The organism is Paenalcaligenes sp. GW821-LYS-B07-1, from assembly GCF_058803365.1.
In genome coordinates this window covers 2,475,124-2,496,123 of record NZ_CM179516.1, presented here as the reverse complement: position 1 = coordinate 2,496,123, position 21,000 = coordinate 2,475,124, and the positions used below count along the sequence as shown (strand labels likewise).

The window sequence follows — 21,000 nt, the reverse complement described above, 5'->3', positions numbered from 1 at the left end:
CCGTTGACTTTGGATCCTGAGAACAACTAATACCAAAGTAGGAGACAAGTTTGATGGAACCTGCATGGGTGGTCTTGGCGTCGCTGGTGTATGCGGCGTTGTTATTTGCCATTGCGTGGATTGGAGACCGCCGTCCACTGTACCCACAACGACCATGGCTGCGGCCTGTGGTCTACAGCTTTGCCTTGGCCGTGTACTGTTCGTCGTGGACGTTCTATGGCGCGGTAGGCTCAGCGATGCGTTATGGCGTGGGTTTCTTGCCTATCTATTTAGGCCCCATGCTCATGCTGCTTTTTGGTTGGCGCATTGTTGAACGCTTGGCCTTGGTGGCACAGTCACAAAACACGGTTTCCATTGCTGACTTTATCGCTAGCCGCTTCGGGCGTTCTCAACGCTTGGCAGCGCTGGTTGCCTTTATTGCGACGGTGGCGGCTGTGCCGTACTTGGCATTGCAATACAAAGCGGTAGCATTGAGTTTGCGCGTACTGACAGACACTGACATGTATACCAGCATGTTGGGTGATCCGGCATTGTATGTGGCCATTTTGATGGCGCTATTTTCTATTCTGTTTGGAACCCGTCAGGTGGATGCGACTGAGCACCGCCCTGGTTTAATGCTGGCGGTGGCATTTGAGTCACTGGTAAAACTGGTCGCACTGTTAGCCGTGGGTTTGTTTGCGGTCAGTTGGTTTGGCGGCAATGAACTGAATATGCATGATGCCATTCACGAGCTATTGGTGAATGCGCCACCCGTAGGGTTTTTAGGCCAAACCTTGTTGGCCTTTGCCGCTATTCTCTGTTTACCGCGCCAGTTTCACGTTGCCATTGTGGAGTGCGGTGACGTGTCAGACATCCGCCGTGCTCGATGGTTGTTCGGCGCGTATCTTGTCATCATCAGTCTGATGGTACTGCCTATAGCCGCTGTGGGGGCGAACATGCTGGGGGCGGATGGCATGGCGCCTGATAGTTTTATGTTGCTGTTACCGCTGTCTGAAAACCAGTTGGGTTTGGCATTGATGGTGTACATAGGAGGGTTCTCTGCTGCTACTGGGATGGTGATAGTGACCAGTGTGGCGTTGGCCACGATGATCAGTAATGACTTGGTGATGCCGCTGATGTTGCGCCGGGGATGGGTGCAATACGAGCAAGGTAACGTGGCGTCTACCGTGCTGTGGATTCGCCGTTTGGCGATTATGGCCTTAGCTGGAGCAGCCTATGGTTATTACATGCTTAGCAACACGGACACGGCCTTGGCAGCCTACGGCTTGTTGGCCTTTGCTGCGGTGGCGCAGTTTGCACCGAGTTTGATTGGTGGTTTGTATTGGCGTGGTGCAAGTAGGCAGGGGGTGGAAGCGGGGTTAATTCTGGGCTTTGCCTTCTGGACTTACACCTTGTTCCTGCCGGTACTGACCGAGGCGGGATGGTTTAGCGATAGATGGCTGTACGAAGGGCCTTGGGGTTTAAGCTGGTTACGTCCTACGCAGTTGTTTGGCTTAGGTGAGTGGGATCCACTCACCCATGGCACGTTCTGGTCGTTGTTTTGTAACGTGAGTGCTTTCCTGTGGGTGTCTTTGCGTCGTAGGCCAGGCTTAGGTGAACGCCTACGTGCTGAGCCCTTTTTAGACCCTTATGCACAACGCCAGAAACTGGCTGCTCAGCAATACGGTAACTTGTTGGTGAACGATTTGCTGGTTTTGGCAGAGCGTATCACAGGCGAAAAAATGGCAAATCGCGCCTTTAGAGACCGTGCTTTGCAGCGTAATCAAACCCTATCGCCTGACTTGCGGGCCGACAGTGAATGGGTACATTTCACTGAACTACTCTTAGCTGCGGTGGTGGGTGCGGCCTCTGCTAGGTTGGCCATAACCAGTGCTTTACGTGGTTCGGGGATGGAGCTTGCAACAGTCGTCGCCGTGCTGGACGAAGCGGGTCAAGCCTTACGCTTTAATCGCGATATCTTGATGAGCACCCTAGAAAACATTGACCAAGGCGTGAGCGTGGTCGATGCGCAAATGCGTTTAGTGGCGTGGAATCAAAACTATCAGCAGCTATTTCGCTTTCCAGTAGGAATGCTGTATGTGGGCCGACCGGTAGAAGATCTACTGCGCTTTAATGCCGAGCGGGGCAAGATCAGTGGCGGAACGCATGATATGGACGAGGCCATACAGAGGCGCATCACCTTTATGCGCAACGGTTCGTCTTATGTTAGTCAACGCACGCTGAACGATAAGGTCATAGAGTTGCGTGGGCGTCCGTTGCCGGGTGGTGGCTATGTGACCAGCTACAGCGATATCTCGCATTATGTGAAAGTAGAGCGTGAGTTGCGCGACATTAACGAAACCCTGGAGCAACGTGTCGCAGAGCGCACACGTGAAGCCGAAACGGCACAAGAATCACGTACACGATTCCTGACAGCAGTCAGTCATGACGTATTGCAGCCTATTAATGCTGCACGTCTCTTTGCCTCAGCCTTGCGCGAAACCGACGAGGTGGACGAGATGCCACGACTAGCGGAACGCATTGATACCGCTTTGCGTACTGCAGAAGACCTGCTTGAAGGGTTATTGGATATTTCTAGGCTAGATGCCGGCGTGCTGAAGCCCGAGATCGAGGTGATTAACGTTGCCAAACTGCTGAATCATTTGGCAGATCAATACGCACCTATGGCGTTGCGCAGAGGGCTAAAACTGCGTGTGCATGCCCCTAATGTGTATGTGCGTAGTGATCCACGTTTATTACGTCGAGTATTACAAAATTTCTTGGCCAATGCCTTACGCTACACCAAAGAAGGCCGAATTTTAGTGGGAGCCAGATGCCGTGGTGACGCGGTAGTGTTTCAAGTGTGGGACTCCGGGCAAGGTATTCCTCAACAACACGTGAAGCAAATCTATGCTGAGTTCCACCGTTATGAGCAGCCCTTTGATTGGGATGGCAGGGGCTTGGGGTTAGGCTTATCCATTTGTCAGCGTATCTCGTTGCTGTTGGGCCATGGGTTGGATGCGGCTTCTGAAGTGGGTAAAGGCAGTGTATTTGCGATTTCAGTACCACGGGCCGAAGCGCCTGCACCGCAAGCACAAACAGTAGTGTCTGAGGGTAGTACTAACCAACCCCTGAAAGGGCTGCGTGTACTTTGTCTAGATAATGACCCAGATATTATTTCAGGCATGGAAGAGCTGCTGAGTCGCTGGGGTGTGCAAGGTATTATGGCGACTACTGTTGATCAAGCGCTGGAATGCATGGCTCAAGATCCGCATGTGCTATTGGCAGACTATCACTTGCACGATAGGTTAAATGGCTTAGAGGCACTGGAAGTGCTTAGTAACGAAGCACCCGGTATTCCTGGTGTGTTGCTGACGGCTGATGGTAGCGATGAGCTTAAAACGGCTGCTAAGAAAAAAGGCTATCCTGTACTGACCAAGCCGGTGAAACCCGCATCGCTACGGGCTTTCTTGTCGGCTCAAATGGGGCGGGTGACTGCCTCGTAAACGATGAAGCGGCGTACCTGTTTATCAGGTACGTTGCTTTACTCGCTCATCAATGACTGTTCTTTCTCTTGTAAGCCCAGTTTATTGGCAATCAATACTGCTTGTGTTCTATTCGATGCGCCTAGCTTACGCAAGATAGCCGTCATGTGCGCTTTGATGGTGGCTTCTGACACACCTAGCTCATGTGCAATTTGTTTGTTGAGTTGGCCTGTTCCCACCATCTGCAACACTCTAAATTGTTGTGGGGTTAGTTCGCGTAGTTGGGCCGCAGCATGCTTTTCATCGGCATCAATGCCAGGAATAGCATGGCCTAATTCTGGTGCCCATGAGCCACCATTCAGAATTTCTTGTAATGCTGCGCTAAGCGTACTGGTATCTACGGACTTAGGAATATAGCCCATAGCACCGTGGTCTAACGCGCGGCGAATCAGGTGTGGATCTTCGTGTGCAGACACGACCACGATAGGTAAAGAGGGGAAGTTGGCTCGCAAGTGTACTAAAGCACTAAAACCAATCGCACCGGGGATATTTAAATCCAGCAGCAAAAGGTCGGCATCAGGTGTTTGTTCTACCAGCTCATAGAGTGCAGAAATACGATCTGCCTCGTGAATGGTAGTGCCAGGAAACAGATTGGCAACTACACCACGTAAGGCTTCACGAAATAAAGGGTGGTCATCGGCAATGAGTAGTTCGTTCATACCAGTGTGCTGCCATAAGGAAGTTGAGGTATTGTGCATAACTAAAGATAACAGATTTACAGAAAAAAGCAGGGTACCGAAGTACCCTGCTTGACAGTGCACAATGCCTGCTTTAGGGATTAGTGCTGGGAAGCTGCCGAAGCACCTATACCGGTTTGACTGCGTACAGTCAGTGCATCAAACGCGGCTTTTTCTTTCTTAGCTCGTTCGCTGGTATCGGTTACAGAGAAGAACCAGATAGCAATGAATGCTAATGGGATAGACAGAATGCCGGGGTTAGGGAACGGTGTAATAGGTGTAGCGAAGCCAAACACATCCACCCATACGGTAGAGCTCAGTACAACCCAACCTGTGGCTACGATCAGGCCCAAGAAGCCGCCGATGGTGGCGCCACGAGTGGTACAACCGCGCCAAGAAATGGATAGCACCAGTACTGGGAAGTTAGCACTCGCTGCAATCGCGAAGGCCAAGCCCACCATAAATGCCACGTTTTGGTTCTCGAAAATAATGCCCAGCAAGATCGCCAGCACACCTAACACGATGGTAGATATACGGGAAATACGCATCTGGTCACGCTCTGTGGCACGGCCTTTGGCAATCACGTTGGCGTACAAGTCGTGGGAAATCGCTGCAGCACCAGCCAGCGCCAAGCCTGCTACCACTGCCACAATCGTCGCGAAGGTTACAGCAGCCAAGAAGCCCAGCAGAAGGTTACCGCCCACTGCGTTCGCCAAGTGCACCGCTACCATGTTGGTACCGCCAATCAAGTTGGTCAGCATGTTGAACTTACCATCAGGGCCGGTGTTGAAGTACTCAGGGTGTTGCCACAACAGAGCAATAGCACCAAAACCGATGATGAAAGTCAGCAGGTAGAAGTAACCGATGAAGCTACTGGCGTAGATCACAGATTTACGAGCTTCTTTGGCATCAGCCACGGTAAAGAAGCGCATCAAGATGTGTGGCAAACCCGCGGTACCGAAGGCCAGACCAATACCCAGCGACAAGGCGTTCAATGGGTTGCTACTTACCTGAGAACCAGGGGCCAAGATTTTTGCACCATCAGGGTGAACTTCTACAGCTCGTGCCAAGATGGAGTCAATATCCCAGCTAAATGCAGCCAGAACCAGAATAGTCATCAGTGTGGCACCGAACAGCATCAGTACGGCTTTAATGATCTGTACCCATGTGGTGGCTGTCATGCCGCCAAAGGCTACGTAAATCATCATCAGCGCGCCCACGATAACCACGGCGACGTTGTAGTCCAGACCAAACAGCAGCACGATCAATTTACCTGCACCTACCATCTGAGCGATCAGGTACAAGGCAATGATCAGCAAGGATGCGCTAGCAGCCAGAATACGCATAGGGGTTTGGGACAAACGGAACGAAGTTACGTCTGCAAAGTTATAGCGCCCTAAGTTACGTAAGCGTTCAGCTACCAAGAACATCACTACTGGCCAACCAAACAAGAAGCCGATGGCGTAAATGATGCCATCAAAACCGGACACGTACACCATACCGGCAATACCCAAGAAGGAGGCTGCGGAGAGGTAGTCACCGGCAATCGCCAACCCGTTTTGGAAACCCGTTAGGCCACCACCGGCGGTATAGAAGTCGGATGTAGTACGTGTGCGTTTAGCTGCCCACCAAGTAATAACCATCGTCCCTGCAATAAAGATCAGGAACATGACGATGGCAGACGTACTGGTAGACCCTTGAGCCGCCATGGCGGGTGTACTCAGCACGCTGAGTAGCAGGGTGAGGGGAATCAGGCTTTTCTTCATGTGACATCCCTCACGATTTTTGCCAGCAGAGGATCAAAGATCTTGTTGGAAATGTAGACGTAGATAGCAATAAGCACTACCGCACTGATGGCCACAAAAATGGCGGTCATAATGCCGATAGAGATAGTGAGGGAACCTACTGGTGATCCGAATAGTGTGGGATCAAAAGCCAAAGTCAAAATGAACCCGGCATAAATCACCAAGGTGATGAGGAAAAATATAAAGCTTAAGCGGGTCCTCCGCCGCAGCAATTCCTGATAGGCAGGATGCTGCAACACCGCCGATACAACATCGTTGGGTGATGCCATGCTTTGTCTCCTAATGGATGGATGTTTGTACATCTATCCTGACCAGGTGGCCAGGTTTGACGCTTTATTGCGTTCTATGTCGTTCAATATAGAACGAGACTTTATTTGGTAATAGGCGACTTTGGTTGTATGTGGCAAACCGTGCATGTCTGTAAAGAAAGCGTCTTATTAACTGCATAGAATGCTAGAGACTAACCGCATGGTTATGGTGTGTCATATAAGGAGGGCTGTAGTGAATACATTATCAGAAAACGCACGGCTCATTTGTTATTTAGAGCAGCATGTGCACCACATTATTGTGCAAGCCAGTGGGCAAGTGGTAGGGTTGCCTGTGCTCTATGACATACAGCAAAAAAACACCTGGTCTATGGTGCAGCAAGCCGATGTGTTGAGGGTGTGGGAGAAATACAGTGGGTGGGCTCAGCAGCGAGGTGTAGTGGCTGATCCTTTATTATTTGCGGTGTCGTATGTAAATCAGAATTTTGCATCGGCAACACTACAAAGAGCGGCTTCCGGATAAGGAAACGACTTTTTTTGGCTTCCTATCAGTGCATTCCCTAAGTGCTTTAGGTCATAAACTCATGCACAATACATTTCATGCAGGTGAGGAGACCAAAGCAGCCCAAAAAAAGGGCAACCACTTAGGTGGTATTTTAATAAAGCAGTATCTATAAAAACTAGAAAATGCAAAAAGGCCAGTGGATTCTTCCGCTGGCCTTTTTGCTTAATGACGTCTGGTGCGTAGCAAAACTTTGACAGCGCCTTTACCGCCTTCGCGGGGGCTGCATTCTACATAGGCAAGCACGTCTTGCATTTGGCTTAGCCAGCGTCGTACTACTGGCAGCAAAATAGGGCCAGCCTCACGATTAGAGCCATAGCCCACGCCATGCACTATACGTATGCACTTCAGTCTGTGCTCTAAACATTCTTGTATGAATTCTGTCACCATTAACCTAGCCTCATCCAAGCGAGCACCGTGCAAGTCTAGGTTGGCCATAATCATCCACCTATCTTGCTTCAAATAGCGCAGTACATCGGTACCACAGGCGGGGCTAGAGTACTCACAGGGGTCAGACTCTAACCATGCGGGTATATAGTGGTCTGATGACATGAGCGGTAAGGATGTTTGCAGATCTGGGCCGGTGGCATGCAACAGGCGTTGTTGCTGTTGAGCTTTATCGACAACTGAGTCCACTGGGATGTGGTGGCGTTCTGCGGCTACCAGCGGTGTGTCATTACGGGTTTCGTGTTTAAAAAGAGCCTTATCGGCGGCCGTTAAGCCTGATGCCGTAGGCTGAGTGGTGTGCAGCAGAGTAGAGAATGAACCGGGGGCAGCATCAGGTGGGCAAGCAGGCTCTTGCGCCTTGGCGCGAGAGCCTGCTTTGTGTTGTTGACGCAATACGCGTAACGCTGCCAGCCCACCTGCCGGCTTTTTATTGGCCTTCATTCTCCAACCAGCGTTGAGCATCCAAAGCTGCCATGCAACCAGCACCTGCGCTAGTAATGGCTTGACGGTAGACGTCGTCTTGTACGTCGCCTGCGGCAAACACGCCCGGTACGGAAGTCATGGTGGCCATACCGCCGTGACCCATACGGGTGCGGATATAACCGTTTTCCATGTCTACTTGGCCTTTGAAAATTTCAGTGTTGGGGTGGTGACCAATCGCAATAAATGCACCCATCACATCCAATGTTTCGGTATCGCCAGTTTGTGTGTTGCGCAAACGAACACCGGTGACGCCGCTGTTGTCGCCTAGCACTTCTTCCAGTGTGCTGAACAGTTTTAGACGGATGTTGCCATTTTTCACACGCTCCATCAGTCTATCCGTTAGGATAGGTTCTGCACGGAATGTGTCACGACGGTGTACAACAGTCACGGTTTTGCAAATGTTCGACAGGTACAGGGCTTCTTCTACGGCAGTATTACCACCACCTACGACGATAACGTCTTGGTTTTTGTAGAAGAAGCCGTCACATGTGGCGCAGCCAGATACACCGCGGCCCATGAAAGCCTGTTCGGATTCCAGACCCAAGTACATGGCCGAAGCACCAGTGCTGATGATCAGGGAGTCGCATGTGTACACAGCGCCGCTGTCGCCATTCAGAGTGAAGGGGCGTTTGCTCAAATCAACAGAAGTGATTTGGTCGAATACCATTTCGGTTTCGAAGCGCTCGGCATGCTGCTGGAATCGGGCCATCAAATCGGGGCCTTGAACGCCAGCGGCATCAGCAGGCCAGTTTTCCACATCAGTGGTGGTCATCAGTTGGCCGCCTTGCTCCATCCCTGTGATCAATACAGGGTTCAGGTTGGCACGGGCTGCGTAAATCGCAGCAGTGTAACCAGCAGGGCCAGAGCCTAAAATGAGCACTTTTGCATGTTTGACAGTCGACATGACAGAAATTCCAGAAAATCAATAACCAGCCAATTATAATGAGTCCATGGCAAGATTACCCGCATCCTCTACTCGTTCATCCAAAAACGTACGAAATGGTCCCTCTCCATTACAACTGAGGTTGACTTCGTTAGCGCGTGAAGCGCGTTGGATTGTTTTTGTCTTATTGGCCGCCTGGCTAGGCTTAGTGCTGGCCACATGGAGTCCGCTGGACCCCGGCTGGTCGCAATCTGTGCATGCAGGCGTGATACAGAATAAAGGTGGCACCTTCGGCGCGAATGTGGCTGATGGCTTGTATTACCTGTTTGGTTTTAGCGCTTGGTTATGGGTGGTGTTGTTAGTACAACGCATTGGTGTGGCATTTTACCGATTGACACACATGATGATGCCGCAACAAGTGAAAGCCCCAGAATCTCTGCCACGAGTGCGCTGGGAGGTAGGTGTAGGTTTTACCTTATTGCTACTGGGCAGCATGGCATTTGAGGCAATGCACTTTCAAGCATGGGGTGAAATAGCACAATTGCCTGCTGATGCAGGCGGCCCTATAGGCCAGATGCTGGCGAATTTCTTGGTGGTGACACTAGGAAGTCCGGGCACTACATTATTATTGTTGGGCGCTATTTTAGTAGGCTCTAGCTTGTTCTTAGGCTTTTCATGGCTACATGTGGCCGAGAAAGTGGGTTGGGTAGTAGAGAAAGTCTTTACCCGTTTGTTAGAGTTCAAAGCGGCTCGCGAAGACCGCCGTATGGGCGAAGTGAAAAGCGCTGAGCGTAAAGAGGCCGTAGCGACCAAGCAAGAAAAACTGGTGCACGATACGCCTGTACGTATTGAACCTGCTATTACATCGGTGCCTAAGTCTGAGCGTGTGCAGCAAGAAAAACAGCAAAAACTGTTTGTCGCACCTGTGCCTAAAGCAACGGGTACTAGCAGCGGTGATGGTGTATTGCCTGAGGTCAGTTTGTTAGACCCTGCTGATGAAAACCAAGAAACTGTTTCTGCCGAAACCTTGGAATACACCTCGCGCTTAATCGAGAAAAAACTCTCTGACTTTGGTGTGACCGTTACCGTGGTCAGTGCGCAGTCAGGTCCTGTAATTACGCGCTATGAAATTGAGCCAGCCACTGGTGTGAAAGGTAGCCAGATCGTGAACTTGGGCAAAGACTTGGCCCGTTCACTTAGTCTTGTGAACATTCGTGTGGTGGAAACCATCCCCGGTAAAAATCTGATGGGGCTGGAGCTGCCTAATCCTAAACGCCAAATGGTGCGTTTAGAGGAAATCATTGGTTCACAAACCTATCACAACAGCGCATCGTTGCTGACGATGGTGTTGGGTAAAGATATTGCAGGTAACCCAGTAGTGGCTGATCTGGCGAGAATGCCGCACTTGCTGGTGGCGGGTACGACTGGCTCAGGTAAGTCCGTTGGGATTAACGCCATGATTCTGTCTTTGCTATATAAAGCAACGGCAGACGAGGTCAAGCTGATTCTGATTGACCCCAAAATGCTGGAAATGAGCGTTTACGAAGGTATCCCGCACCTGTTAGCACCTGTGGTTACCGACATGCGTCAGGCTGCAAATGCGCTGAACTGGTGTGTGAACGAGATGGAGCGCCGTTACCGTCTGATGAGTAAGTTGGGTGTACGTAACTTGGCTGGTTTTAATGCCAAGATACGTGAAGCGCAAAAGAAAGACGACGTTATTCCTAATCCTTTCTCGTTGACACCTGACGCCCCAGAGCCACTTAGCACCTTGCCATTCATCGTAGTGGTGATTGATGAGTTGGCCGACTTGATGATGGTGGCGGGTAAGAAAATCGAAGAACTGATTGCTCGCTTAGCACAAAAAGCCCGTGCAGCCGGTATTCACTTGATTTTGGCTACCCAGCGTCCTAGCGTGGATGTGATCACTGGCTTGATTAAAGCCAATATTCCTACCCGTATTTCTTTCCAAGTGTCGTCACGAGTAGACTCTCGCACGATTCTGGATCAAATGGGTGCAGAAACGCTGTTAGGCCAAGGTGATATGTTGTACATGCCGCCAGGTACAGGCTTGCCAGTGCGTGTACACGGTGCTTTTGTACACGATGATGAAGTACATCGCGTGGTGGATCATCTGAAAGAGCATGGTGGTGAACCAAATTACGAAGATGGCATCTTAGATGGTATACAGCCAGGCGAAACAGGTGATGGTGTGAATGCCATTACCGGCATGGTCGATGCCGAGTCTGATCCCTTGTATGATCAAGCCGTGGCGATTGTGTTGAAAAATCGCCGAGCCTCTATTTCTTCTGTACAACGTCATTTGCGCATTGGCTACAACCGCGCTGCACGCTTGTTAGAGCAGATGGAAATGGCGGGCGTGGTGTCTGCCATGCAACCCAACGGTAATCGTGAAATATTGGCGCCAACAGGAGGCGCAGCGGATGACGATGACAATTAAATCTTTGATGGTAGCGGTAGTGTTAAGCAGTGCAAGTGCGATGGCTTGGGCCGAGACCGCTAGCATACAACTGCGCTCTTTCGTGAAAAACGTACAAGCCGCTACAGGTGAATTTAGCCAACAGGTGTTTGGTGCGCAGGGCGAGCCGCAAGCCACTCAAGATGGTGAGTTTGCGTTCCATAGGCAAGGTCAATTCCGTTGGGAAGTTTTACGCCCCTACGAGCAGTTGGTGTTGTCTGATGGTCAGTTTGTGTATCAATACGATCCAGACCTGATGCAAGTTACGCAGCGTGGGGTAGATGACGCCATTGGCACATCACCTGCCGCCATTCTATTTGGCTCCCGCCGTATTGATGACGCCTTTAACCTGACTGATTTAGCCGACCGTGATGGTATGCAATGGTTGCGTGCGCAGCCTCGCACATCCGATGCTGGTTTTGAGTATGTGGATATAGGTTTCAAAGATAACTTGCCTGCCAAGCTGGAACTGCGTGACACCTTTGGTCAGACCACACGTATTAGTTTGAAAACCCTGCAGCCACAAGAGAACATTGCGGCAGAGCGTTTTCATTTCGAGGTACCAGCAGGGGTGGATCTGGTACGTATGCCGTGATGCAATAGGCTCATGAGTACAGATCTATTTTCTTCCGAATCCGGCGGCGCAGCGCCTAGTGTGTATGCGCCATTAGCCGAACGCATGCGCCCCAACACCTTAGATCAGGTGGCAGGGCAGCAAGACCTCGTTGGGCCAGGTAAGCCATTGCGCGTAGCCTTTGAGTCTGGCCGACCACACTCCATGATTTTCTGGGGGCCTCCTGGCGTAGGTAAAACCACGTTGGCGCGCATGATGGCGCAAGGTTTTGATGCACAATTCTTAGCGATTTCTGCTGTCTTGGGCGGTGTCAAAGACATACGTGAGGCCGTCACTAAAGCGCAGGTTGCACAAGCTCAAGGTAGGCGTACCATTCTGTTTGTAGACGAGGTGCACCGCTTTAACAAGTCTCAGCAAGATGCTTTCTTGCCGTATGTAGAAAGTGGGCTTTTCACCTTTATTGGCGCTACCACCGAAAACCCATCATTTGAAGTGAACTCGGCGTTGCTGTCGCGTGCTCGTGTGTATGTACTGCAGTCCTTAGCGCTGGAAGACCTGCAGTCGTTGTTCGATAGAGCACTCATCGTGTTGAACGAAGAAGAGCGCTACGGCGGGCAACTGAGTTTTACTGAAGCAGCCCGAGAGCAACTGTGTACATGGGCGGATGGAGATGCCAGACGATTATTGAACACCATGGAAGTGGTGGCAGAGTCTGCCAATGGAGCAGGGCGTTTAGCTGTTGATGAGGAATGGCTAGAAACCGCCATGTCGCAAAATCTGCGACGTTTCGATAAAGGTGGCGATGCCTTTTACGACCAGATCAGTGCATTGCATAAGTCGGTACGTGGCTCGGACCCCGATGCGTCTTTGTATTGGTTTTGCCGCATGCTGGATGGTGGTGTAGATCCTAAATACTTGTCGCGTCGTATTGTGCGTATTGCGTGGGAAGACATAGGGTTGGCTGATCCACGGGCTATGCAGATTGCTAATGATGCGGCGGCTACCTATGAACGCTTAGGTTCACCAGAAGGTGAACTAGCGTTGGCACAAGCGCTGTTGTATTTGGCGATCGCACCAAAGAGCAATGCGGGCTACATGGCCTATAACCAAGCGCGTCGCTTTGTGATGGATAAAGGTAGTGCACCGGTGCCTATGCATTTGCGTAATGCCCCTACGAAGCTGATGAAAGAGTTAGGGCATGGTAGCGAGTATAGGTATGCACACGATGAGCCTAATGGTTATGCTGCAGGCGAGCGTTATTTCCCTGATGGTATGCAGCCACGTTTTTATCAGCCTACCGACCGAGGCTTGGAAATCAAAATTGGTCAGAAACTGGCACAGTTAAAAGCGTGGGACGCTGAAGCGCGTCAGAAAAAAAACAAATAAATTCGCTACAATGTAGCCAACGAATTTTTTAATGGTACTTCTTCATCCATGTTAGATATCACCTTATTGCGTAAAGATCTACCCGCTGTTGTCGCTGCTTTGGCAACGCGTGGTGTAGCCTTTGATACAGACCGTTTTAATGGCTTAGAAGCCAAACGTAAATCCGTACAGGTGGAAACAGAGTCTTTGCAAGCACGTCGCAATGCATTGGCTAAACAAATAGGCCAACTGAAAGCTAAGGGTGAAGATGCTTCCGCCGTGATGGACGAATCCAAACAGATTCCACAAAAGCTACAAGAGCTGGAGCAACAGTTGGCTGCTGTGCAGTCTGAGCTAACAGGTTGGTTGGAAAGTATTCCTAACTTGCCACACAGCAGCACACCTGTGGGTGAATCAGAAGAACAAAACGTAGAGGTTAGCCGTTGGGTTCCTGGTAATTCCGCACCAGATGCCATTCCTGCACCTTTCGCTTTCCCCGCTAAAGACCACGTAGAAATCGGTGAGCGCATTGGTTTGGACTTTGAGTCTGCTCGTAAGCTGTCTGGTGCACGTTTCATGATGCTGCGCGGTAATATTGCTCGCTTGCACCGTGCCTTGGCGCAATTCATGCTAGATGTGCAAACACAAGAGCACGGCTACACCGAATGCTACACACCGTACATTGTGAACGGTTCTACGTTGTACGGTACAGGCCAATTGCCTAAGTTCAAAGACGACATGTTCTGGGTCACCAAAGGAGGTCAAGAGAGCGATGACGAAGAAAACTCGGCAGAAGATTTGTACTTGATCTCTACATCTGAAATCACACTGACCGGTTCGGTGCGTGATGAGATTCTGAATGAGCAAGATTTGCCATTGAAGTTAACGGCTCATACACCATGCTTCCGTTCTGAAGCAGGTAGTGGTGGTAGAGATATGCGCGGCATTATTCGCCAGCACCAATTTGATAAAGTGGAAATGGTGCAAGTGGTGCATCCAGAGCATTCGTACGAAGCGCTGGAAGCCATGCGTGGCCATGCAGAAACTATTCTGCAACGTCTGGGCTTGGCATACCGTGTAGTCGCATTGTGTACCGGAGATATGGGCTTTTCAGCCGCCAAAACCTACGACTTAGAAGTCTGGTTGCCAGCACAAAACACTTGGCGTGAAATTTCCTCAGTGTCTAACTGTGAAGCTTTCCAAGCCCGTCGTTTGCAAGCACGTTTCCGTCAAGAAAAAGGCAGGCCAGAGTACGTACATACATTGAACGGTTCCGGTTTGGCGGTAGGTCGTGCATTGGTCGCTATTTTGGAAAACTACCAGCAAGAAGACGGCTCACTGCGTGTACCAGAGGCGCTGCGCCCATACATGGGTGGTGCAGAGGTCTTGGCATCTGCCTAAATAGCAAAGGCCGCTCTGTCATAGCGGCCTTTGGCTTATCTCTACGCGCTACCGTTATTTACGGCTAGTGAGATGTAGGTAAGATAGCAATAAAAAAACCAGGCTAAGCCTGGTTTTTTTACGTGCTTACTTCATGGTGACTGGGTAGTCTTTAGGTAAAGGAAGTAGCAGCGTACGAGGTTTGGCTTGGGCTGCAGGCTTATTGCTGCGCGATACTAGCCATAAGAACAGACAGATCCAAAACAGTAGGGTGAGTGCCTTGGTAGGTACAGTATTTAAGCTGTCGTAACCTGTGCTGGCTGATGCTTGCACGTGTAAAAGTGTGGCTAGCGCAGGAAATTGGCCTATGGCCTCCAAGATCAAATTGCCAGGGATTTGGAAAGCCCAACGTAAGGTTTCCCAAATCTCCCACATGCTGAATTTCCCATCACCGTTGATATCCATCGACCATTGTAGAGTGCGGATATACATGACAACCTCCTATAAGAAGTAAGGTATAGGCATGGACTGATCAGTATTTATACAGGACCGTTAAAACTACTATATACCTGGTATGTATGATGAAAATTCTGGTTTTCCCTTAATAAAAAAAGACCCGCAGGAGGCGGGTCGTTTTTGTATGCGCAATTGTTGATATTACGCAAATCGATCGGAGCGGAAAGGCTGGGGATCAATGTAAGGTGTGTCGCCTTCCATCATTTCAGCGACTAATCTGCCGGTTGCAGGTCCCAAAGTGAAGCCTTGGTGTGCGTGGCCAAATGCGAACCATAACTGTTGGTGTGCATGAGCAGAGCCAATCACTGGTTTCATGTCAGGCATGCAAGGTCTAGAGCCAAACCACGGCTGTGGTTCAATGCCTTCACGCAGTGCTGGCATGATCTCACGTGCCAGTTTCTCGTCTTCAGTGATTTGGTCTGTGCGCACCGGGTCAGTCATTAGTGCAAACTCAGCGCCTGTAGTCAGACGTACACCGGCTTGCATTGGACCCAGCACAAAGCCTTTGTCATTGTCGATGAGGCTGTGGTTCAACACAGCGCCTTCAGCCAGTTTGTAGTGGCGGTGATGACCGCGCAACGGGAACAGTGGGAAGTTATAGCCCAAGGGTTGCAGCAGTTGAGCAGACCATGGACCAGCAGCCACAACTAAGTTAGCGGCGCGTAGTGTGCCGTCAGAGGTAGAAACTATCCATTCGTCGCCTTCACGGCGAATAGCTTGGATTTCACTTTGTTGTAGCGTGCCGCCATTATCCGTAAAGTTTTTGGCGTAGGCTTTCACCAGTGCGCTGGGGTTAACCACTTGCCATGAGTTAAGCCAATGAATAGCACCGGCATACACCGAGGCGTTCAGGCTAGGCTCTTCTGCTTGCAGCGCTTCGCGATCTAAAGATTTGAACTCAACACCGTGGTGTTTGGCTTTTTCAGCAGCGTGCAAACCTTCTTGCCAGCTTTTGTGGCTACGGTGAGTTTGAATCCAACCCACTTTACGCACTAGGTTTTCAGCACCAGCAGCAGTGAACATACGTTCATGCTCAGTAGTGCAATGTTCAATCAGTGTTGCCCACTCTTTAACGATTTTTTCAAAGCGTTCAGGGGCAGAGTTCTTCCAATACTGCATCAGCGGGCTGGCATAGTGCAGCATCGCGCCGGGTCTATAACGTATGTCGGTGCTTTGGTTAGGCAGAATACGCAGAATTTCGGAAAGCTCGCGAGGAAAGCTATGGGGATAAATAGCTTCACGCTGAATTAACCCAGCATTGCCATAGGAGGTTTCTTCGCCAGGCGCTTTACGGTCTACCAGAGTTACGGCATGGCCACGTTGGTTCAAATGCCAAGCGATGGATGTACCCACCATGCCAGCACCGATTACGATGGTTTCTTTTTTCATGAAGTAATTAGTCCATTAGCCACTAAAAAAGAGAGCAGCCGAAAGGAAAGTCATAATCGTTTCCAAACGCTGCAATATTGAGCTTCTGTGTCATTTTACACGCATTAAATCTGGCTGTAGCGATAGAGTAAGGAGTTTTTATCCTACGTAATGGCGCCTCCATGTTATTACATAGTTGCTTATGGACAGGTAGACGGAACAGGTCTTACAGTGATGCTTGCACTCTCTTATCCTGTTTCAGGGTTTATTTTTCAAGGATGGTTTCATGCCACTTTCCGTAGACCAGTTCTGGGCTTTTCTGCTAACTGCTTTAGCAGTGACGGCATCTCCCGGCCCTGATAATTTAATGGTATTGGGCGTGGGTATGTCTAAAGGGCGACGCTACGGGATGATGTTCGGTTTAGGCTGTGCATTAGGGTGTATTAGCCATACCGTGTTAGCGGTACTAGGCGTAAGCGCTTTAATCATGGCATCGCCTACAGCATTTACGATATTAAAAATTGCTGGAGGCTTGTACTTGCTGTGGCTAGGTATACAAGCGTTGCGTAGTAGTGGGCAGGTGCGTGCTGTGGCGGCTGATGTGCAGCCATCGATGCAAGAGCTATTTCTTAAAGGCTTGGTGGCAAATGCTATCAACCCAAAAGTGATTATGTTTTTTCTGGCTTTTTTGCCGCAGTTTGTACAGCCGCAGCAAGGTAACGTCAGTCTACAGATGGCTGTGTTGGGGGTAATCTTTACGGTGCAATCCGTTGTGTTATTTGTTGCGTTAGGTTTTTTTGCGGGTAGCGTGGGGCAATGGTTAAATCGACGCCCACGCGCAGGCGTATGGCTAGATAGGCTGGCTGGCGGTGTGTTTGTGGCCTTGGGATTACGTCTGTTGATTGCGAAACCATAGCCAGCCTATATTGGGTAAGTTTATTTATCCCGTATATCGATGGCGGGATCCGGTGCGCGTGATGGCGTGTTCAGCCTGTTTTGCAAACCGTAGTTATCGGGGTCGTCTATACAATCAAACAAACTATAACTAGACGATAAGCGGCTATTTTCTATTCCCATCCATGTAGCTAATCCATTCACGAAATTCAAACCTGATTTAAAGGCGCTGCACTCGCGTCTTTCGTGATCACTGGATGAGGTTACAAATAACGGAATGTCATAGTCTTCTCTATTTCCTATGCTGCTGACCAATAGAATCCCACTGTCTTTTTTACGTTCCTCATGAGATAAGCCGTGATCAGAAAAGTAGAGCATGGAATACGTAGCATGGTGAATGGAGTGCTCGGTTTTCATTAGGTTGTGGATAGACTGCAAGATGTCATCTGTTTTATGCATGGATGAGATATAGCAATTGATGTGCTCATACCTACTACTTTCTGTAGTGGTAATCTTCCTGTAATCACTAATACGTTCGCACGCTTTAGGGTGTGAACCGTAGAGGTGCACCACAATCAGTTTTTTCTCGTTTGGGTTTTGCGTGACGACCTTGGCTACCTCAGCAAGTAAGTCAAAGTCACTGGTGGTTTTTTGCACCATGCTAGAGTACTTAGTGAAGAACGTAGAATCGCTGCGTTTAGCAATGGCAGAAATAGGCGTATCGAACTCACCAATGTAGGGTTGGTTAGAAATCCAATAAGTTTTGATGCCAGCCGACTTAGCTAGGTCAATAATATTAAGTCCGTAATTAGGTTCCCAGTGATCGGTGTCTGGGTGAGTGAGCATAAGACGTAGTGAGCTGACGGTATTCGGGCCACCCGCAGTTAAGCCGTCAACAAGCGTGCCATTGGCATTACTCATGAATGGGGTGTTGCTGATGGGATAGCCGTAGGCGTGAAGGTAGTCGCGTCTGGCGCTTTCGCCTATGACCAGAATGTAGTTATCAAACTCTGAATCTTTTAGTACAGACTCTGGCCATGCGTTTTCTAGGCTGAAGTTGCTTAACTCTGATAGTTCACTTTTTACCTTTGCCGATGACTCAACTATAGAGTTAATGAATTGCAACGGAGTTTGCCTCAGCATGGCAAAAATAATAATAATGCACAGCAGTGTTTTGTTCTTATAGAAATCAATCCCAAACCTAGTCGTTATAAATCTAAAGAGTAGGATTCCTCCAATAATAAGTGGGGGGTACAGGTAGTTCTTCAGAGGGATTTGGCTAAAAAACTCTGATGTTTCTATAAGATCGGTAGAAAATATAGATGCGGCATATTGATAAGAAACTGGGCCAAAAATTAAGCCTATAGGCGCATAGAGAGCATGTATCAATGCTGCAGGGAAGACCAGAAACCAGAAGAATTTCTTTGATGAGTTCAAGATAACAATCAAGGACATCAATAGAAAGACACTTCTTCCCTTGGTGTCTAAACCAGCGCTAGATAGCATCAGTTTAGAGGTGAAGAATAATAAAGCTAATGCAACAACTGAAAAAATAGTTTTGTATAAGATATTTTAGGTAATAGGGGAATTGTTATTTTCTAAATATAGTATTTGCCAGGCCTATGAATTATTTGGCCCACTCTGATCTCTCTATTTAAGAATTTTAATGGTAGTGTCATAAAATTCGCAGTATTAGCGATAAAGCATGACGGATATTGCTGTTTTTTGTAGCAATAATAAAGCTGGGGCAGAGAGAGTGGGGCAACCAGCGAGCCCTCTTTCCTAAGTGGGGCGTATGGTTGATATTGTTGAGGGGCGGGAACAGTATGTTGTGCTAAAAGGAAAACGCAATAAAAAACACCCCAAAGCTGACGTTCATCAGTTTTGGGGTGTTTTTTAGTACTGCAATGTCTTGGCGGGCAGGGTGAGATTCGAACTCACGATACGTTTGCACGTATACCGAATTTCGAGTCCGGCGCATTCGACCACTCTGCCACCTGCCCGCTGGTATCCTAAGACAAGAAAAGAATTCTAGCAGGGTTTTATGCATTTGGCTACTTGTGCGAAACGGGCTTACTGTAGATCTATTCTTGTAGGCTCAAAACAGAGAAGTAGGATTTGTGTGTAGAATTCTGAGATATGTATAGGATTTCGAACGCTTAAAGGAGCACGTATGTTAAGTGGAAAAACGGCTGTGGTGACAGGGTCAACCAGTGGCATTGGGTTGGCTATAGCGCAAGGGCTGGCGGCACAAGGGGCCAACATAGTGCTGAATGGCTTTGGTGATCAGGCGGCCATTGAAAAGCTGCGCATCAACATAGAATTGCAAAGCGATGTGAAAGCCATTTACTTGTCAGCCGATTTGAGTACAGCTGAGGGCGCGCGTGAGCTGATCAAAGAGGCGCAAGCGCAAATGGGTAGTGTAGATATTTTGGTGAATAACGCGGGTATCCAACATACCGATGCGGTAGAAGAGTTTCCTGTAGAGCGTTGGGATGCCATTATTGGGTTGAACTTGTCTGCGGTGTTTCATACCAGTGCAGCGGCGTTGCCAGCGATGCAAGAAAAAGGCTGGGGGCGCATCATTAATATCGCTTCTGCTCACGGCTTAGTGGCCTCTGTGCATAAATCTGCTTATGTAGCTGCTAAGCATGGTGTGGTTGGTTTAAGCAAAGTCATCGCGCTGGAAAATGCAGGTAAAGGGATTACGTGTAATGCCATTTGCCCTGGCTGGGTGCGTACCCCGTTGGTGGAAAAGCAAATTGAAGCCATGGCTAAAGCTAACCAAACCGATATTGAAACGGCAGCCAAAGCCTTGTTAGCAGAGAAGCAGCCATCACTACAGTTTGTGACGCCTGAGCAATTGGCGGGTGCAGCCGTATTTTTGTGTACAGATTCCGCAGACCAAATGACCGGTACTACGTTGACTTTGGACGGTGGTTGGACAGCCCGTTAAGTTTTGTGAGAGATATTTATGTTGTTTGTACTTTCTCCAGCAAAAAAGCTGGACTATGACTCACCAGTTCGTACAACGTTGCACACACAACCTATGTTTGTGTCACAAGCCAAAGAACTGATTGAGATCATGCGCGGCAAAAGCGAGGATGATATCGCGAGCTTGATGAGCATTAGCAAAGATTTGGCCCGCTTAAATGCTGAACGCTATGCGCAGTGGGAGCCTACATTTACGTTGCAAAATGCCAGACAAGCGATTTTGGCGTTCAATGGTGATGTGTATGAAGGTTTGCGTGCTGACGAGCTTTCTGACAAGCAGTTGGAATGGGCACAACAGCACCTGTTGTTATTAAGTGGGTTGTATGGTGCATTGCGCCCACTAGATTTGATGCAGCCTTACCGATTGGAAATGGGTACGCGTTTACAGAACCCGCAAGGCGCCAATTTGTATGCGTTCTGGGGCGATACCATTGGCCGTTATTTAGCGAAGCAGGCCACAGAAGGTTCTGGTGATAAGGTATTGGTGAACTTGGCTTCAGAAGAGTACTTTAAAGCAGTGGATCTTAAAGCCGCTGGTTTGCCAGTGGTGCAGTGTGTATTCCAAGACCAAAAAAATGGTGCGTGGAAAATCATCAGTTTTTATGCCAAAAAAGCACGTGGTTTGATGATGCGTTATGCCATTGATAACGGTGTGGATACGGTAGAAGGCCTGAAAGGTTTTGATACGGCAGGCTATGAGTATCAGCCAGAGCTGTCATCAGACACTAAATTGGTGTTCAGACGTCCTGAACAAGCCTAGCATTGGCTTGTCACCCCTGTATG

Annotated in this window: 17 protein-coding genes and 1 tRNA gene; 9 read left to right on the top strand and 9 right to left on the bottom strand. The window is 49.2% G+C overall.

Annotated elements, in window-relative coordinates:
* Positions 1-53: 53 nt before the first annotated feature.
* Positions 54-3,485: a PAS domain-containing hybrid sensor histidine kinase/response regulator gene (locus AC3QL0_RS11935; RefSeq protein WP_493008671.1), complete on the top strand. Its 3,432-nt coding sequence runs from the start codon at positions 54-56 to the stop codon at positions 3,483-3,485.
* Between the two features lie 38 nt (positions 3,486-3,523).
* On the opposite strand, the gene AC3QL0_RS11930 is transcribed toward AC3QL0_RS11935, so the two are convergent.
* The 3 genes from AC3QL0_RS11930 to AC3QL0_RS11920 all read right to left on the bottom strand — a co-directional run bounded on the left by AC3QL0_RS11930 (position 3,524) and on the right by AC3QL0_RS11920 (position 6,275).
* Entirely contained in the window at positions 3,524-4,183 is a 660-nt protein-coding gene (locus AC3QL0_RS11930; protein ID WP_493008670.1) for a response regulator, read from the bottom strand.
* Between the two features lie 119 nt (positions 4,184-4,302).
* On the bottom strand, positions 4,303-5,967 hold the full coding sequence (locus AC3QL0_RS11925; RefSeq protein WP_493008669.1) for a cation acetate symporter: 1,665 nt from the start codon (positions 5,965-5,967) through the stop codon (positions 4,303-4,305).
* On the bottom strand, positions 5,964-6,275 hold the full coding sequence (locus tag AC3QL0_RS11920; protein ID WP_493008668.1) for a DUF485 domain-containing protein: 312 nt from the start codon (positions 6,273-6,275) through the stop codon (positions 5,964-5,966). Before AC3QL0_RS11920 ends, AC3QL0_RS11925 begins: the two co-directional genes overlap by 4 nt.
* A gap of 232 nt (positions 6,276-6,507) precedes the next feature.
* On the opposite strand from AC3QL0_RS11920, the gene AC3QL0_RS11915 reads away from it, so the two are divergent.
* A complete protein-coding gene (locus tag AC3QL0_RS11915) occupies positions 6,508-6,795 on the top strand; it encodes a hypothetical protein (RefSeq protein ID WP_493008667.1) in 288 nt (95 codons plus the stop codon).
* 204 nt (positions 6,796-6,999) lie between these two features.
* On the opposite strand, the gene AC3QL0_RS11910 is transcribed toward AC3QL0_RS11915, so the two are convergent.
* Together AC3QL0_RS11910 and trxB are read right to left on the bottom strand one after the other, a co-directional pair.
* Entirely contained in the window at positions 7,000-7,722 is a 723-nt protein-coding gene (locus AC3QL0_RS11910; RefSeq protein ID WP_493008666.1) for a Smr/MutS family protein, read from the bottom strand.
* Positions 7,709-8,668: a thioredoxin-disulfide reductase gene (gene trxB / locus AC3QL0_RS11905; protein WP_430220529.1), complete on the bottom strand. Its 960-nt coding sequence runs from the start codon at positions 8,666-8,668 to the stop codon at positions 7,709-7,711. The genes AC3QL0_RS11910 and trxB overlap by 14 nt, the downstream gene beginning before the upstream one ends.
* A gap of 46 nt (positions 8,669-8,714) precedes the next feature.
* On the opposite strand from trxB, the gene AC3QL0_RS11900 reads away from it, so the two are divergent.
* From AC3QL0_RS11900 to serS, 4 genes are read left to right on the top strand one after another with little or no spacing between them, the layout of a single operon-like run.
* Entirely contained in the window at positions 8,715-11,108 is a 2,394-nt protein-coding gene (locus AC3QL0_RS11900; RefSeq protein WP_493008665.1) for a DNA translocase FtsK, read from the top strand.
* A complete protein-coding gene (gene lolA, locus AC3QL0_RS11895) occupies positions 11,098-11,721 on the top strand; it encodes an outer membrane lipoprotein periplasmic chaperone LolA (RefSeq protein WP_430222868.1) in 624 nt (207 codons plus the stop codon). Before AC3QL0_RS11900 ends, lolA begins: the two co-directional genes overlap by 11 nt.
* A 12-nt stretch (positions 11,722-11,733) precedes the next feature.
* Positions 11,734-13,086, top strand: coding sequence for a replication-associated recombination protein A (locus AC3QL0_RS11890; RefSeq protein WP_135863406.1), 1,353 nt, complete (start codon positions 11,734-11,736; stop codon positions 13,084-13,086).
* A gap of 48 nt (positions 13,087-13,134) precedes the next feature.
* On the top strand, positions 13,135-14,466 hold the full coding sequence (serS, locus tag AC3QL0_RS11885; protein ID WP_493008664.1) for a serine--tRNA ligase: 1,332 nt from the start codon (positions 13,135-13,137) through the stop codon (positions 14,464-14,466).
* 126 nt (positions 14,467-14,592) lie between these two features.
* Here serS and AC3QL0_RS11880 read toward each other — a convergent pair whose 3' ends face one another.
* Together AC3QL0_RS11880 and AC3QL0_RS11875 are read right to left on the bottom strand one after the other, a co-directional pair.
* Positions 14,593-14,937 (bottom strand): hypothetical protein, encoded by a 345-nt coding sequence (locus tag AC3QL0_RS11880; protein WP_493008663.1) that lies wholly within the window; start codon positions 14,935-14,937, stop codon positions 14,593-14,595.
* A gap of 165 nt (positions 14,938-15,102) precedes the next feature.
* Positions 15,103-16,350 (bottom strand): NAD(P)/FAD-dependent oxidoreductase, encoded by a 1,248-nt coding sequence (locus AC3QL0_RS11875; RefSeq protein ID WP_493008662.1) that lies wholly within the window; start codon positions 16,348-16,350, stop codon positions 15,103-15,105.
* 265 nt (positions 16,351-16,615) lie between these two features.
* Here AC3QL0_RS11875 and AC3QL0_RS11870 point away from each other — a divergent pair, with 265 nt between their 5' ends.
* Complete coding sequence (locus AC3QL0_RS11870) at positions 16,616-17,245, top strand: LysE family translocator (RefSeq protein WP_493008661.1); 630 nt, start codon at positions 16,616-16,618, stop codon at positions 17,243-17,245.
* Between the two features lie 20 nt (positions 17,246-17,265).
* Here AC3QL0_RS11870 and AC3QL0_RS11865 read toward each other — a convergent pair whose 3' ends face one another.
* Positions 17,266-18,366 (bottom strand): phosphoethanolamine transferase, encoded by a 1,101-nt coding sequence (locus AC3QL0_RS11865; RefSeq protein WP_493008660.1) that lies wholly within the window; start codon positions 18,364-18,366, stop codon positions 17,266-17,268.
* A 770-nt stretch (positions 18,367-19,136) separates the two neighbouring features.
* Positions 19,137-19,226 (bottom strand) — tRNA-Ser (locus tag AC3QL0_RS11860).
* A 170-nt stretch (positions 19,227-19,396) separates the two neighbouring features.
* Between AC3QL0_RS11860 and AC3QL0_RS11855 the strand changes: the two genes are divergently transcribed.
* Complete coding sequence (locus tag AC3QL0_RS11855) at positions 19,397-20,179, top strand: 3-hydroxybutyrate dehydrogenase (protein ID WP_493008659.1); 783 nt, start codon at positions 19,397-19,399, stop codon at positions 20,177-20,179.
* A gap of 18 nt (positions 20,180-20,197) precedes the next feature.
* A complete protein-coding gene (yaaA, locus tag AC3QL0_RS11850) occupies positions 20,198-20,977 on the top strand; it encodes a peroxide stress protein YaaA (protein ID WP_493008658.1) in 780 nt (259 codons plus the stop codon).
* Positions 20,978-21,000: the final 23 nt, after the last annotated feature.